Below are 16,018 nucleotides of genomic sequence, written 5' to 3'. Positions count from 1 at the left end.
CATGTATTTTCGAGTTTATATCAAAATTCGGCATACTCTACCAAATTATTCCATATTCCCGAGATGATAGACAAGATATTTCACACGCTCCCCGGTAAAATAATCCGGTATCAGGGATATGGGGCACATGACACGACACCTGATGATGGACAGGTCATACGCGCTGGACGATTGTTATGACCGTCTGGACGGGCGGGTGTTCATGACCGGCACCCAGGCGCTTGTGCGGATCATGATCGATCAGGCGCGGCGCGACCGTCAGGCCGGATGGAAGACCGCCGGTTTTGTCTCGGGCTATCGCGGGTCGCCCCTTGGCGGGGTCGACAAGGCGCTTTGGGGTCTTGGTCCCCGGCTGGAAGAGAACCGCATCACCTTTCAACCCGCAATCAACGAAGATCTGGGGGCCACCGCCATTCTGGGCGCACAACAGGCCAGTCTTGACCCCCATGCGACGGTCGAGGGTGTGTTTTCCATGTGGTATGGTAAAGGCCCCGGCGTCGACCGGTCGGGCGATGCGCTCCGCCATGGCAACGCCTATGGCTCCGCACCGAAGGGCGGTGTTCTGGTGGTGGCCGGTGACGATCATGGCTGCGTGTCCTCGTCGATGCCGCACCAATCCGATGTCGCCTTCATGACCTGGTTCATGCCCAGCCTGAACCCGGCCTCGGTGACCGAATATCAGGCGTTCGGGGAATACGGCATCGCGCTTTCGCGATTCTCGGGCAGTTGGGTGGGGTTCAAAGCCATCTCGGAAACGGTGGAATCCGCGCAATCGGTCACCCTGACCCCGGACCGGGTGTTTGTACAGCCTGATTACACCGCGCCGCCGGGCGGCCTGCATGTGCGGTTGGGCGATCTGTCAAGCGCCGGGATCGAGGCCCGGATCGGCGCCAAGCTGGAGGCGGTTGACGCTTTCGTCCGGGCCAACCCGATCGACCATGCGCTTTATGATCTGCCGCAGGCGCGTTACGGCATTGTCACCACCGGCAAGGCCCATCTGGACGTGATGGAGGCCCTGCGCCTGCTGGGGCTGGATGCCGCCCGCTGCCGCGATCTTGGGCTTGATATCTACAAGGTCGGGATGGTCTGGCCACTGGCCCGCCGTGATGCGCTGCGGTTTGCGCGCGGCAAGCAGGAGCTTCTGGTCGTCGAGGAAAAACGCGGCATCGTTGAAAGCCAGTTCAAGGAACATTTCTATGACTGGCCGGGGGACAAACCCGCCCGCATGGTCGGCAAGCATGACGAAGAGATGCAGCCGCTGATCCCCTGGACCGGGGAATTGAGCCCGCTGAAACTGGTGCCGATACTGGCCGCACGGCTGGACCGCATGTTCCCGGATCTGAACTTGACAGCCCGTGCCCGCGCACTGACCCGACAAACGCCCCCGGTTTTGCAGGTCGCAGGCGCGGCGCGCACGCCTTATTTCTGCTCGGGCTGCCCGCATAACAGCTCCACCAAACTGCCCGAGGGCAGTCAGGCGGCCTCGGGCATCGGTTGCCATGTGATGGCAAGCTGGATGGACCGGGAGACCACCGGCTTTGCCCAGATGGGGGGCGAGGGCGTGCCATGGACCGCCACATCGCGGTTCAATGGCGGCAAGCATATCTTCCAGAATATCGGCGAGGGCACCTGGTATCATTCCGGCTCTCTGGCGATCCGTCAGGCGGTGGCGGCAAAGACCAACATCACCTTCAAACTGCTGTTCAATGACGCGGTGGCGATGACCGGCGGGCAACCGGTTGACGGCCCGATTTCCCCTGCCGCCATCGCCTGGTCCAGCCATGCCGAGGGCGTCGGGCAGATCGCGCTGGTCAGCGATGATCCGGGCAAGTTCACCCCTGCCGATTTCCCCCCGGGAACCCGGTTCGAACATCGCGCCCGGCTGGACGCCGTTCAGCGTGACCTGCGCGAGATCCCCGGCGTGACCATGCTGATCTATGAACAGGCCTGTGCCACCGAAAAACGCCGCAAACGCAAACGCGGCCAGATCGAAGACCCGGCCCGGTTTGTGGTGATCAATGATCTGGTCTGCGAAGGCTGCGGCGATTGTTCGGTCGAAAGCAATTGCCTGAGTGTGGAGCCGAAACAGACACCCATTGGGGTCAAACGACAGATCAACCTGTCAAGCTGCAACAAGGATTTTTCATGCCTGAACGGGTTCTGCCCCAGTTTCGTGACGGTTGAAGGTGCCACCCGCCGCCGCAAAACCGGTGCGGGCCTTGATACCGTCGCGCTGGCGGCGGATCTGCCCCTGCCCGATCTGCCAAGGCTGGACCGGCCCTTTGACCTTCTGGTCACCGGTGTCGGTGGCACCGGCGTGATCACCGTGGGCGCCGTGATCACCATGGCGGCGCATCTGGAAGGGCATGGCGCAAGTGTTCTGGATTTCACCGGGTTTGCGCAGAAATTCGGAACCGTCCTCAGCTATATCCGCATTGCCGCCACGCCAGAAGATATCCATCAGGTGCGGATCGAAGAGGGTGCGGCCAGGGCTGTGATCGGCTGCGATGCGGTTGTCTCCTCCTCCCCCAAAGCCTCGGTCCATTACAATGCCAACACGCATATGGTGCTGAACCTTGCGGAAATGCCCACCGGTGATCTGGTGCTGAACCGGGATGCCGATCTGCGGATTGAGACACGTGTTGCGGCGATTGCCGGGGCCATTGGCGCGGGCAATCTTGATACGCTGGATGCAAACACCCTGTCCGAGGCCCTGTTGGGCGATACAGTCTATGCCAATGTCATTCTGATGGGTTTTGCCTGGCAGCGCGGGCTGGTGCCTGTCGGCCTGGCGGCACTGGATCGGGCATTGGAATTAAATGCCGTATCGCTTGAGAAAAACCGGATGGGTTTTGCCGCAGGTCGATTGATGGCTGCGGCCCCGGATTATCTGGCAAAGGTGCTGCCCCCGAAAGATGACAAGACGGAAACGGTGGAGGATATCATCACCCGCCGTGCGGGGTTTCTGACCCAATATCAGAATGCGGATTATGCCGCGCGCTATCGCCACCGCCTTGATCGCTTTGCGGCCTCCATGCCGGTCTGGTCCGATGCTCTGCATGCGGCAACCGCCAGATCGCTGTTCAAGCTGATGGCCATCAAGGATGAATACGAGGTCGCACGGCTGCACCGGGACAGCGGTTTTCACCAGAGCATCGCGGCGGAGTTCGAGGGCGATTACCGCCTGAATTATCACCTTGCCCCGCCGATCCTGAACACGCGCCGCGACGGGCGCGGACGACCGGAAAAGCGCGCATTCGGCACCTGGATGGGCGTCGCCTTTGCCGGTCTCGCCCGTCTGCGGCGCCTGCGGGGCACAAGACTGGACCCATTCCGGTTCAGCGCTGACCGGCGGCTTGATCGTGACCTGCTGGACTGGTTCGAAACCCTGATGCGGGATCTGCCCGCGCAGGCCGGAAGCCATGATGAAAAGACACTGGAAGCGATCCTGTCCGCGCCCATGGACATTCGGGGCTATGGGCCCGTCCGGGAGAAGGCGGCAGAGCAAACGCGCCGGAAAGTGACTGACTTGTTGGGTAAAAGCACCATCCGAAACGCCGCCTGAAACGTGTCGGACACATGCAATAGAAAACCCAAGCCGCGTCTTCAGATCACCGCTTTTTCAATAAAGGGGGCGCCAAGCGCAATCCGATCATAATGGAACGGGGTCAGATCCAGACTGCGATAGCCGCCATAGGTCAGATATTCAGCAGTGCCCCGCCCCATGGCCGGGGATTGCTGTAACCCGTGGCCGGAAAGCCCGTTGAGAAAGAAGAAATTCCCGATCTTGGGATGCGGCCCGATGATCGCGTTATGATCCAAAGTGTTCATGTCGTAATGGCCTGCCCATTCGGTGACCACGCGGATCGCCTCGAATTGCGGGATGCGGGTGGCGATGACAGGCCAGATATCGCTTTCCCAGATCCCGTGATCCATCGCGAAATCATCCGGGTCAACCGCAGGGTCAATATGGGAATGCCCGCCCGCCATATAGGTTTTGGGACCGTCCTGACGGAAATGAACGCCTGACGGGTCGATGGTCAGCGGCAGTTCACGATCCAGAGGCTGTTCCGCCGAGAATATCCAAGTGTAGCGTTTGCGGGGTTCAACCGGGATGTCGATACCCGCCATCGCCGCCGTCCGCGCGCCCCTTGTGCCGGACGCATTCACCACCTGCCCGCAGGCAATCACCGCGCCCGAGGCCAGTGTCACACTGTCCACTTTCGTGCCCGTGCTGTTGCGCGTCATCGCCACAACCTCACCCGCCACGAAGTCCACACCACGTTCGCGGGCTGACCGGCGCCACCATTCAAACACGGTGCCGCCGTCCCAATACCCTTCATCAACCGTGTTGATGCTGCCCAGCACCAGATCATCCACGCTGTAAAACGGATAGGCTGCCTTGATCTCATCAGGCGTCATCAGCTTTGTGCCCGCACCTTCGGCGATCTGCACCTTATGGCTTTCACGCAGTGTGTCGGCAAAGGCGTCGGTATCGGCCAGATACATATACCCGTAATTCTGGATGCCCAGTTCCGGCACACGCGGGTCATCCCCCATATACTGCGGGAAATTATTGACGAAATCGGCCGCAAACTGCGAGATTTTCACGTTCAGGGCACTGCTGAATTGCTGCCGCATACAGGAGTTGGTGTGGGCCGTGGCAGAGTTTTCATAGCTTGGGTCACGTTCGACAATCAGGATTGAGCCATCGAAATCAGACATTTCGGTCAGGAACCACGCAGTTGACGACCCAAGCATCGCGCCACCCACGATCACCACGTCATATGAGGATTTCAAAGGCGTTGTGGCAAAACCGGCGGTGGTCATTGGCATTTCCTTCGTTCGGGACCGGCACGGGTATGTCCCGGTTTCGGGCCGATCAGAGGAATACCTTTCCCTGCAATCTGCTTTGATGCAAGCGGGCAGATATGTACCGGCACAGAACAGAGCGCCCTGCCCGGTAGGTGCAGCCAAAGCCACCCCTATAGCGCCGGACTGAAATTCTGCATCACATATACATTTTGCAGAGGGCAGCGCCCGAACCGAGGGGCAGGAAGCGAAGCGCCCGAACCGAGGGGCAGGAAGCGAAGCGCCCGCCCCGTGGGGGCGGTTCGGGCGCTGCCGCCGGGCGGGAGGGTGATGCGGGGTGGTTCAGAATTTCAACCCGGCGCTATAGCATTCCAGCTTGGCAAAACGACGCCAGACTGGCATCACCAGCCCATCCACCAGAGCAGGAGCGATATGCGATGCGCCTCTTCGTCGGACTTGGCAATCCGGGCGGCAAATATGCCGGGAACCGCCACAATATCGGGTATATGGCCGTGGACCGGATCGCCGAAGATCACGGGTTTGGCCCTTGGCGGTCGAAATTTCAGGGTGTGATCGCCGAGGGTCGGCTGGATGCGGAAAAGATCATGCTGCTGAAGCCCGAGACCTTCATGAACCTGTCCGGCCAGTCCGTGGGCGAAGCGATGCGTTTCTACAAGCTGGCACCGGAAGACGTGACTGTGTTCTACGATGAACTGGACCTCGCCCCCGGCAAGCTGCGGGTGAAGACCGGCGGCGGGCTGGCCGGGCATAACGGGCTCCGCTCGATCAACGGGCATATCGGGCCGGATTTCACGCGTGTGCGCATGGGCATCGGCCATCCGGGCCATAAAGACCGGGTGTCGGCCCATGTGCTCTCGGATTTTGCCAAGGTTGAACGGGAAAGCTGGCTGAGCGACCTTCTGCAAGGGTTGAGCGAAGGGGCCGCGGATCTGGCGGGCGGCGATGCAGGCCGGTTCATGAACGCGGTCGCCCTGCGCACCGCCCCGCCCCGGTCATCGGCCACGACCCCAAAAGCCGAAACACCGGTGCCGGCACCGGCGGCACAACCAGACCCGCAACCGGATACCCGCAATCCGCTGCAAAAACTGATGGATAAATTCAAATGACGGACGCGCTGCGCCAGGCTTTCCATTTTCAGGCCAAAAGCTGTGAGATGTTGGGCTCCCCCTTCATGGGGCGGCTGATGACCCTGTTTGCAGAGCGTCTTTCCCCCGGCAGCGCCGTCGCGGACAGGTTGCTGGGCTGGCCGGGCGATGTCGGCCCTGCCGCGCAATCGGTTCCGCTGCGTATCGCTGGCAGTTTGCATGGGCTGGTGCTGGATGGCAGCGACACGGGGCTGGCCGCTGTCTACCCACCGAATACAGCCAGCGATACGGATTTATGGGCCGGGATTTTGCGCGTTTTCGAGCATCATGAGGCCCGGCTGATGGATTGGCTTGATCTGCCACCCCAGACCAATGAGGTCAGGCGCAGCGTGGCCCTGATCCCCGCCGCGCTGCACCTGACGGACCGGTTTGGCCTGCCCCTGACAATCTCGGAACTGGGGGCAAGTGCGGGGCTGAACCTGGGCTTTGACCGCTATGGGCTGATGATCGGTGATGAGATGCGGGGCCCGGCAGAAAGCCCCGTTTGCCTTGCGCCCGACTGGTCCGGCGCCCTTCCCCCCGATCTGCCACTGCAGGTCACAGGGCGCGCGGGTGTCGATCTGAACCCGCTGGATGTCACCCGGCCCGATCAGGCGCTGCGGCTTCTGGCCTATCTCTGGCCGGATCAGCCCGACCGGCTGCGCCTGACCCGCGCGGCCATGGAACTGGCCGACACAAAGCCCGATACGGGCGATGCGGCAGGCTGGCTGAAACAGCGTCTTGCAACCCCGCATCCCGGCACAACCCATCTGATCTATCACACCATCGCCTGGCAGTATTTCCCGCCCGAAACGCAATCTGCCTGCACAGAAGCCCTTGAAAGCGCAGGCCAAACCGCAACCCCGGACGCACCCCTTGCCCATTTCTCGATGGAGGCAGATGGCCGGGCCAAAGGCGCGGCACTGACCCTGAAGATATGGCCCGATGGCACCGAAATCCCCGCCGGACGTGTCGATTTCCATGGTCGCTGGATCGACTGGCAGCTTTGATCATTGCATTCGCATCTGCACCCCCTACACTGACAACGGAGGCATACGGATATGGGGCGCGAGATGGCACCATCGCTGAATGTACTGGGCGAGGGGTTGCAAGGCTGCTCCACAGACCCGGTCACCGGTTTCTTCCGAAACGGATGCTGCGATACCGGGCCGGAGGATCACGGCTCCCACACGGTTTGCGCAGTGATGACCGCGGAGTTTCTGGCCTTCTCGAAATATATCGGCAATGACCTGAGCACACCGCGCCCGGAATACGGGTTTTCAGGTTTGAAACCGGGGGATCAATGGTGCCTCTGCGCCGGGCGGTTCCTGCAGGCCCATGAAGACGGGGCCGCGCCACAGGTCAGGCTGGCCGCAACCCATCAGGCCGCCCTTGAGATTGTGCCGCTCTGTGTCCTGCAGCTTTATGATGCGGATCAGGGCGACTGAACCAGCCGTGACCGCTCAGAAGCCGCCCATCTCGAACCCAAGCGCGCGCGCGACGGTGAAGATATCCTTGTCGCCCCGGCCGCACATGTTCATGACGATCAGGTGATCCTTCGGCAGGTCCGGCGCGAGTTTCATCACATGGGCCAGCGCGTGGGATGGCTCCAGCGCGGGGATAATCCCTTCCTGCTCACAGCAAAGCTGAAAGGCCTCCAATGCCTCAACATCGGTGATCGAGACATATTGCGCCCGCCCGATCTCATGCAGCCAGGAATGTTCCGGCCCGATGCCGGGATAATCCAGCCCCGCCGAGATGGAATACCCTTCCAGGATCTGCCCATCCTCATCCTGCAAAAGATAGGTCCGGTTGCCATGCAACACCCCCGGCCGGCCACCGGTCAGCGAGGCGCAATGCTCCATCTTTGCGTTCACACCCTTGCCGCCCGCCTCAACACCGATGATCTGCACCTCCTTGTCATCCAGGAACGGAAAGAACAGCCCCATCGCGTTTGACCCGCCGCCAATGGCCGCAATGATCGTATCGGGCAACCGGCCCTCGGCCGCCATCATCTGCTCTTTCGCTTCCTTGCCGATGATCGCCTGGAAGTCGCGCACCATCGCCGGATAGGGATGCGGCCCCGCCACCGTACCGATGCAGTAAAACGTATCGCGCACATTGGTCACCCAATCGCGCAACGCATCATTCATCGCGTCTTTCAGCGTGCCCCGCCCGCTGGTCACCGGGATCACCTCGGCCCCAAGCAATCGCATGCGAAACACGTTCGGCGCCTGCCGCTCCACATCATGGGCACCCATATAAACCACGCATTTCAAACCGAATTTGGCACAAACCGTTGCGGTCGCCACCCCGTGCTGGCCCGCGCCTGTCTCCGCAATGATGCGTGTCTTGCCCATCCGCCGCGCCAGAATGATCTGCCCCAGCACATTGTTGATCTTATGGGCGCCTGTATGGTTCAGCTCATCGCGCTTGAGATAGATCTTCGCCCCGCCCAGATGATTGGTCAGCCGGTCCGCGAAATACAGCGGCGAGGGGCGGCCCACATAATGGGTCCAGAGATCCTGCATCTCATCCCAGAAACTCTGATCGGTCTTGGCGAACTCATATTGCGCCTCCAGCTCCAGGATCAGCGGCATCAGTGTTTCCGATACAAACCGCCCCCCGAAATCACCGAACCTGCCGCTCTCATCGGGGCCGGTCATGAAACTGTTCAGAATATCATCAGGCATGGCCCAGATCCCTTGTTTCCCGTGGCTGCCGGATAAAGACCATCCCGCTCCGCCTTCTCTGCTTCGCAAATATCCCGGGGGGGTCCGGGGGCAACGCCCCCCGCCGGGTCGGCGCGCGCAGCGCGGCGAAACCCCTCATCGTACGGCCTGCGCGAAGGCCGCAATCCTGTTTGCATCTTTCACACCCGGCGCGGCCTCAACCCCGGAGCTGACATCCACCTGTGTCGCACCGGTCATCTGAACCGCCAGGGCCACAGTTTCGGCTGTCAGCCCTCCGGCCAGCATCCAGGGCACCGGCCAGCGACGCCCGGCAATCAGTCTCCAGTCAAAGGCAAGCCCGTTGCCTCCGGGCAAATCCGCCTCTTCGGACGGTTTGGCATCGACCAGAAGCTGATCCGCAACACGCCCATATATCTCAAGATCAGGCAGGTCCCCGGCCCCGGCAATCCCCACCGCCTTCATCACCGGCAAACCATACCGTGCCTTGATCCGGGTCACCCGATCCGGGGTTTCGGCCCCGTGTAATTGCAGCATATCCAGCGGCACCCCGGCCACGATCTCATCCAGCATCGCATCCTCTGCATCCACCACCAAACCCACCTTGGCGATGCCCGCCGGCACCATCAGCGCCAGCGCCCGGGCCTCCTCCACACTCACGGCCCGAGGCGATTTCGGGAAAAATACAAATCCGACATATCGCGCGCCTGCATCCGCGGCAGCGGCAATATCAGAAGGCGTTTTCAACCCGCAGAATTTAATGGCCGTATTCATGATTGGGTAATCTATAGCATTTTGCATTTATTTCAGGTCAAAGCCGCTGTTTTTCGCCTTTAGGCCAAATGCAGTTTTTAATGTGTTCTGTCTTACATGAAACGCAATATGTCTTATTGCATGTCCAAATGGCATCAGGCCATTTCAACGCGCGGTGCCGGTATCCTCAAGCAGCGCCAGCACATCATCCTTGCCTTCGTTCACACGCCCTTTCAGGCCCTGAACCTCACGCTCAAGCCGCTGTTTGTCGCGACGCTGGCGACTGGCATCGGCCCGGTGGCGATGTTCGCGCAGCCATTCCCAGACAAAGCCGATCAGCAACCCCATGATCACACCGCCGAAAATCACCAGGAATACCGGCATTTCAATCGCATAGGACCACCCGATCCAGACCGCCAGACCCTCTGGCAGAAGCTCAAGCGTCATCGGCGCGCGATTGGCCAGCGCAAGAACCACAAGTCCAAGGGCAACAAGCGCCAGAAACGCATATTTCAGATAGCGGATCACGGTGTGCGCCTTTCAGCTGTCATGCCCGTTCAGACGATCCCGTAACAATTTGCCCGCCTTGAAGAAAGGCACATGTTTTTCTTCCACCGCGACACTTTCACCGGTGCGCGGATTGCGGCCGATACGGGCATCGCGCTTTTTGACCGAGAACGCGCCAAAACCACGCAATTCGACCCGGTCACCATTGGCCATCGCCTCGATAATCTCTTCGAAAATCGCATTTACAATGCGCTCAACATCGCGCTGGTAGAGATGCGGGTTTTCTTCCGCAAGCTTAATGATCAGCTCCGAGCGTATCATCCTGTCCCTCCCAGGCGGTGTATATCGGTTCTGTCCGACTATAAGCCCAATGACCGCCGTGCGGAACTGAAAAGCCACGCCAGAAAAGCAAAACTCACCCTGTATCGCCCTGTTTGGACGGGGAAATCGCCGTTGATGGGCGATCTGCCGCCACCGGATTGGTCTGGGCCGACCCATTCACTGTTCTGTGATTCGGGTGCCTGGGCCCCCGAAACCCTCTGCATGAATGACTGGCGATCCCGGAAGGACTCGAACCCTCAACATCCTGATTAGAAGTCAGGTGCTCTATCCAGTTGAGCTACGGGACCGCTATGGGTCAGTTACCGTCTTGTCCCGCAGAGGTCTAGGGTCAGGTCGCATCGGGTGTCTGCTCCCAACCACGCCGATGCGCGCCTTCAATCCGGCGTCTGAGATCAACGAAATCATCGTTTTCATACAGCACGCCGATCTTGGTGCGATGGGCAGCAACGCAGGCAGCGTGCAGGTCAGCCAGTTCCGCATCTTCCAGCATCTCTGCCATGGTCTCTGCGACCCGGTCAGACCAGCGGGTGATCCGGTGATCCTGCTGATCGTTGATATTATAGCGGCGCCAGTAAGACAGATCGGCAGACCGGTCGGCATGATTGGCATTGCCGCGCGCGACCTGGGTCAGAAAACTGTCCATGGACCGCAACGCATAATGATTCAGCTGCGCCAGATCGTAACTGAAAACGCCCTCCTCCAGCGACTTGATCTCGCGGATTTTCAGATCATCCGGCAGCGGCTGGTTGGCCGCGTTCACCCAGCGCAATTCATCCCCGCGCCCTTCGATGGGCCGGGGCGAATGATTGGTAATCCGGTCCACCGGCGCGCCCACCCGGGTGAAGGATTTCACACCCCGGCGCGGATTGCGGGGGTTGCGGCTGCCCTCGTAGAACTGACACTGGTCGAACCGGTTCATCTGCAACTCTTCGGTAAAATCCCGACGCCCTGCACAGCCGAAATTCAACTGGTTGATACTGATCACATCCGCGCCGTCGCAGGCTGAAAACAGATCAGCCAGCCTGCCCTCTCCGGTGTTCACGCAGATGAACTCATCCATATCCAGAGAGACGATCCAATCGACCCGTTTCAGCCGTGACAGGGTGTTGCTATACTTGATCACCGCCAGATGGTGGCGTTCCATCTCCATGATCATCGACGGGTTGGCGTAATGGCGGATCAACCCCATCTCATCCAGCCGGTCCAGCAGCAGATCAGACCCATCCGTGCAATCATTGCTGAAGATCAGTATATCCGTGACACCGATCAGGCGGTGATAGGCCACCCATTCCAGAATAAACGGGCCTTCATCTTTCGCAGGCGTAATCGAGGCGACGCGCATCGGGTTTTTGGTCCTGCTTATCTTATGAGTTCGACCACGAAGCCAGCCCCACATTCTGCATTTACCTCACGACTTACAACACTCACAGATACTATATTAGCAGAACTTCGGCAGAAATGACGCCCTAATGGGTCCAGGCACCCCGCCGGTCAGTCGCAAAGTTTTCGCCATATCCGCGTGGCCGGATATTGGTTTTGCGCTTTTTCGGCTGCATCACGATGGCATCAATGCCATTCTCCTCGGCGTAGTCTCGGGCTGCCTCCAGCGTTTCGAAATGCAGACGCACCTGGCTGTTCATATCGTCCGAACTGGTCCAGCCCATCAGCGGGTCGACCCCCCGGGCCGAGCTGGGGGCAAATTCCAGCACCCAGTCTTTGGTCTTGGCCGTGCCCGATGACATGGCGGTCTTGGCGGGTTGGTAAATGCGTGCGCGCATGGGCTCTGACCTTTGAACTCTCCGTCTTTCTTATCGGCAATTCGGCAGCAGCGCGCAATACGCCATCTTCACTCCGCCGCGCGAAACCGGACGGGAACCCGCAACAGATCGCGATCCAGATGACCGGAGCCATAATTCAGCCGGGTGAAATACAGCCAGGCCTCTGCCCCGGTGGTTTCAAAATTCCGGCTGTCGCTTTCCGGGTCGATCAGCGTGGGATAAAGGTAAACCGTCTGATTGCCCGTCGCGCGCCAAGGCAGGCGTGCCTCCAGCAGGGGGTGGCGCGGCGTCCAGTGGATCAGGTCTTCGGACAGGGCATAATAAAAGCCGAACAGATTTGGGTCGCGGGCCGGGTCACTGCTGGTGCCGATCATCACAAAACGGTTCAGATGGGTGTTCCAGGTGACATTTTCATACATCTGCGCGATGTCAGATAGGCCCACGGGGCTGCAATTCGTGGCCCGCATCGCCTGCAAATCATCGCGGTAAGGATCGGCGAAGACACCGGTAAACCCGACCCCGTTCCAGAACCGCCAGCTCTCCGGGTCCGCCAGTGTTTCGGTGCGCATCAGGCAGACATATTGGGTTTCCAGCGGATAGGTCTGCACCTTGAAGAACGCATAGAATGCACCTTCATACGCGATGATGTTCGACGGGCTGAACGCCCCGAAAATCCCCTCGTCAGGCGCATAAGGCGTGGTCAGCGCCGCCGCCAGATGATCGGGGGGTGCGATGGGGCGCGCAAAACTGGCCCCGCCATCGGTGGATCGGGCATAGGTGATGGTGTTGTACCAGCAGCGGAAATACTCCCCCGACGGGCAAAGCTGCGGATAGCGGTTGCCCTGAAACTCGTTATGGATCAGCGCATGCACAATGATCCCGTCTTCGGTATAGACAGACGCGATCCATTCATGATTGGCGAAATGCGACGGGTCCGGGTCATGGGCAGACCCCATAAGGACACTGCAATCCAGCAGCAGAGAGTCAAAATCCGGGCCCCGCATCCGATGGGCGGATGTATGGCTGAGTATAAGGTTCACCTGCCCTTCGGCGTCACGATAGGCGCGCACCGGCAGATCGGGGATCTGTTCTTCGTAACAGCGATCCGTGGTCCAGTCGAAAACCACCTCTGCCGCACCTGCCACCTCCAGCGCCGGCCCTGTGGCGGGCGGCGGCACCGGGCGCGGCGGGTCGGCATCGGCCAGCGCGAGACCGGGCAACAACAGGGCAAGGGCAAGGATCAGACGCATCGCAGGTGACACTCCATCAGGATCATCCGCGAAAGCCTAAAACGGTTTGCTTATGAAATGAACCAGTCATCTCGGCCTGTCGGCTTTCGCCCGATGACAAAAGGCGGAGATGACATGCGGCAAGCCAGAAGCTTTGAGCAGGGAACATCGCATTATCTGAAAGGGGGAGAGTGGGTTGCCAACCCGGCTCGACGGAGCGAGAGGGGTGGGGTGGGTGTACGAACCCGGTTGGCAACCGCTTCTGCTGCTTGCCCATCAAAGGTAGGTCCGGGATGCCTCCACTGCAACACAAAACTCCCCTTAAAGTTGTATGTATTTGCCTAAAATGCGAATGGTTCCGGTGATCTTTTGGCAAGACCTGTCAGGGGGTTTCCAGCCCATTCCCCGCAAAGCCTTGAACAAGAACAAAATAAGATCATTTTAGAGAGGTTCCACGAGGTCCGAGATGCACAACAACTCCCCCGAACAGATGCCCGTCCTGAATCGCTCGGTTGATGAAATCCGCGCGCGCGCCAAGCTGGAAGGGGGTAAAAGCTTCATTCTGCACACGGAATTTGACCCCGCCGGTGACCAGCCGGCGGCCATCGCGGAACTGACCGGAGGGATTCGTGAAGGTGATCAGAATCAGGTGCTGTTGGGCGCAACCGGCACCGGCAAGACCTTCACCATGGCCAAGGTGATTGAAGAAACCCAGCGCCCCGCCATCATTCTGGCCCCGAACAAGACATTGGCAGCACAACTTTACGGCGAGTTCAAAGGCTTCTTCCCCGAGAACGCGGTGGAATATTTCGTCAGCTATTATGACTACTACCAGCCCGAGGCCTATGTGGCCCGGTCCGACACCTATATCGAGAAAGAAAGCCAGATCAACGAACAGATCGACCGGATGCGCCATTCGGCCACCCGCGCGCTTCTGGAACGCGATGACGTGATCATTGTCGCCTCGGTCTCCTGCATCTACGGCATCGGCTCGGTCGAGACCTATGGCGCGATGACGCAAGACCTGATTTCAGGCACGGAATATGACCAGCGCAAGGTCATGGCCGATCTGATTGCCCAGCAATACCGCCGCAACGACGCCGCGTTTCAGCGGGGCAGTTTCCGGGTCCGGGGCGACAGTCTGGAAATCTGGCCCGCCCATCTGGATGACCGCGCCTGGAAGCTCAGCTTTTTTGGCGAGGAGCTGGAAAGCATCACCGAATTCGACCCCCTGACCGGAGAGAAGACCGACACGTTCGAAAAGGTCCGTATCTATGCGAATTCTCACTATGTAACCCCGCGCCCGACCATGCAGCAGGCGATCAAGGGCATCAAATCCGAATTGCAGACTCGCCTTGATCAACTGGTCGGCGATGGCAAACTGCTGGAGGCCCAGCGACTGGAGCAGCGCACGAATTTCGATCTTGAGATGCTGGAGGCCACCGGCGTCTGCAACGGGATCGAGAATTATTCCCGCTACCTGACCGGCCGGGCGCCCGGCGAACCGCCCCCCACGCTTTTTGAATACATCCCCGATAATGCGATTGTCTTTGCCGATGAATCCCATGTCTCGGTGCCGCAGATCGGCGGTATGTATCGCGGGGACTATCGGCGCAAATTCACCCTGGCCGAACACGGGTTCCGCCTGCCCTCCTGCATGGATAACCGGCCTCTGAAATTCGAGGAATGGGATGCGATGCGCCCGCAATCGGTGTTCGTGTCCGCCACCCCGCAATCCTGGGAACTGGACCAATCCGGCGGCGTCTTCACCGAACAGGTGATCCGCCCCACCGGCCTGCTGGACCCGATGGTTGAAATCCGACCCGTCGGGATGCAGGTCGATGATCTGCTGGATGAGGTGCGCCGCGTCACCGCCGATGGGTTCCGCACACTGGTCACCACGCTGACCAAACGCATGGCCGAAGACCTGAGCGAATACATGCATGAACAGGGCATCAAGGTCCGCTACATGCATTCCGATATCGACACGCTGGAACGGATCGAGATTCTGCGCGACCTGCGCCTTGGCGCCTTCGACGTGCTGATCGGGATCAACCTGCTGCGCGAGGGGCTCGACATTCCCGAATGCGGGCTGGTGGCCATTCTGGATGCGGATAAAGAGGGGTTTCTGCGCTCGGAAACCTCGCTGGTGCAGACCATCGGGCGCGCGGCGCGCAACGCCGAGGGCCGGGTGATCATGTATGCCGACCGCATCACCGGCTCGATGGAACGCGCGATGCGCGAAACCGACCGGCGGCGCGCCAAGCAGATCGCCTATAACACCGAAAATGGGATCACGCCTGAAACCGTGAAGAAGAATGTCGAGGATATTCTGGCCGGTCTCTACAAGGGCGATGTGGATATGAACCGGGTGACCGCCAAGGTCGAAAAACCGCTTCATGGTGCCAATCTGGAGGCGGTGCTGAACGGGTTGCGCGCGGATATGCGCAAGGCGGCGGAAAATCTGGAATTCGAAGAGGCCGCCCGGCTGAGGGATGAGGTCAAACGGCTGGAAACCGTGGATATGGTGGTGTCCGATGATCCGCTGGCACGGCAGACTGCGGTGGATCAGGCGGTCAGCACAGCCAATAAGATGAGCGGGCGGTCAACCGCAGGCCGGCCGGGGCAACGCGCGGGCAAGCCACGGCGCAAAAAGGGGCGCTGATCCATATCAGCCTTGTGCAATGGCCCCCGCCTGCGGACCATGTGGCAACGCGGGCGAAAACCACCCCTGCCCGCCGCCTTGCCCTTCCCGCGCCGCA

13 protein-coding genes and 1 tRNA gene are annotated in these 16,018 nt (G+C 60.1%); 5 read left to right on the top strand and 9 right to left on the bottom strand.

Annotated features, from left to right (window positions below; genetic code table 11):
* Positions 1-127 precede the first annotated feature (127 nt).
* Complete coding sequence (locus E2K80_RS02335; protein ID WP_135372387.1) at positions 128-3,565, top strand: indolepyruvate ferredoxin oxidoreductase family protein; 3,438 nt, start codon at positions 128-130, stop codon at positions 3,563-3,565.
* A gap of 41 nt (positions 3,566-3,606) precedes the next feature.
* Here E2K80_RS02335 and E2K80_RS02330 read toward each other — a convergent pair whose 3' ends face one another.
* On the bottom strand, positions 3,607-4,830 hold the full coding sequence (locus E2K80_RS02330) for an NAD(P)/FAD-dependent oxidoreductase (protein ID WP_135372385.1): 1,224 nt from the start codon (positions 4,828-4,830) through the stop codon (positions 3,607-3,609).
* Between the two features lie 419 nt (positions 4,831-5,249).
* On the opposite strand from E2K80_RS02330, the gene pth reads away from it, so the two are divergent.
* The 3 genes from pth to E2K80_RS02315 are packed head-to-tail and all read left to right on the top strand — an operon-like array spanning position 5,250 to position 7,405.
* Positions 5,250-5,939, top strand: a complete 690-nt coding sequence (gene pth / locus E2K80_RS02325; protein WP_135372383.1) for an aminoacyl-tRNA hydrolase — start codon at positions 5,250-5,252, stop codon at positions 5,937-5,939.
* On the top strand, positions 5,936-6,967 hold the full coding sequence (locus E2K80_RS02320; RefSeq protein ID WP_135372381.1) for a DUF2332 domain-containing protein: 1,032 nt from the start codon (positions 5,936-5,938) through the stop codon (positions 6,965-6,967). Before pth ends, E2K80_RS02320 begins: the two co-directional genes overlap by 4 nt.
* A 51-nt stretch (positions 6,968-7,018) precedes the next feature.
* Positions 7,019-7,405 carry a DUF2237 family protein gene (locus E2K80_RS02315; RefSeq protein WP_238475627.1) on the top strand — a complete coding sequence of 129 codons (387 nt, stop codon included), beginning with the start codon at positions 7,019-7,021 and terminating at the stop codon, positions 7,403-7,405.
* A 15-nt stretch (positions 7,406-7,420) separates the two neighbouring features.
* On the opposite strand, the gene trpB is transcribed toward E2K80_RS02315, so the two are convergent.
* From trpB to E2K80_RS02275, 8 genes are all read right to left on the bottom strand, one after another.
* Entirely contained in the window at positions 7,421-8,650 is a 1,230-nt protein-coding gene (gene trpB, locus E2K80_RS02310; RefSeq protein WP_135372379.1) for a tryptophan synthase subunit beta, read from the bottom strand.
* A 135-nt stretch (positions 8,651-8,785) separates the two neighbouring features.
* Entirely contained in the window at positions 8,786-9,421 is a 636-nt protein-coding gene (locus tag E2K80_RS02305; RefSeq protein ID WP_135372377.1) for a phosphoribosylanthranilate isomerase, read from the bottom strand.
* A 144-nt stretch (positions 9,422-9,565) separates the two neighbouring features.
* On the bottom strand, positions 9,566-9,928 hold the full coding sequence (locus tag E2K80_RS02300) for a LapA family protein (RefSeq protein WP_338014573.1): 363 nt from the start codon (positions 9,926-9,928) through the stop codon (positions 9,566-9,568).
* Positions 9,929-9,940: 12 nt separating this feature from the next.
* On the bottom strand, positions 9,941-10,228 hold the full coding sequence (gene ihfB / locus E2K80_RS02295) for an integration host factor subunit beta (RefSeq protein ID WP_135372375.1): 288 nt from the start codon (positions 10,226-10,228) through the stop codon (positions 9,941-9,943).
* A gap of 231 nt (positions 10,229-10,459) precedes the next feature.
* A tRNA-Arg gene (locus tag E2K80_RS02290) sits at positions 10,460-10,536 on the bottom strand.
* A gap of 41 nt (positions 10,537-10,577) precedes the next feature.
* Positions 10,578-11,591 (bottom strand): glycosyltransferase family 2 protein, encoded by a 1,014-nt coding sequence (locus E2K80_RS02285; RefSeq protein WP_168193075.1) that lies wholly within the window; start codon positions 11,589-11,591, stop codon positions 10,578-10,580.
* A 124-nt stretch (positions 11,592-11,715) separates the two neighbouring features.
* Positions 11,716-12,027: an ETC complex I subunit gene (locus tag E2K80_RS02280; RefSeq protein ID WP_135372371.1), complete on the bottom strand. Its 312-nt coding sequence runs from the start codon at positions 12,025-12,027 to the stop codon at positions 11,716-11,718.
* A gap of 68 nt (positions 12,028-12,095) precedes the next feature.
* The gene (locus E2K80_RS02275) at positions 12,096-13,277 is read right to left on the bottom strand and encodes a hypothetical protein (RefSeq protein ID WP_135372369.1); all 1,182 of its coding nucleotides are present in this window, start codon (positions 13,275-13,277) and stop codon (positions 12,096-12,098) included.
* Positions 13,278-13,722: 445 nt separating this feature from the next.
* Between E2K80_RS02275 and uvrB the strand changes: the two genes are divergently transcribed.
* Complete coding sequence (uvrB, locus tag E2K80_RS02270) at positions 13,723-15,921, top strand: excinuclease ABC subunit UvrB (RefSeq protein ID WP_135372367.1); 2,199 nt, start codon at positions 13,723-13,725, stop codon at positions 15,919-15,921.
* Positions 15,922-16,018: the final 97 nt, after the last annotated feature.

Origin of the sequence: Rhodophyticola sp. CCM32, assembly GCF_004751985.1 — a bacterium.
Taxonomy (GTDB): domain Bacteria; phylum Pseudomonadota; class Alphaproteobacteria; order Rhodobacterales; family Rhodobacteraceae; genus Rhodophyticola.
This window is presented reverse-complemented; position numbering and strand designations above follow the sequence as displayed.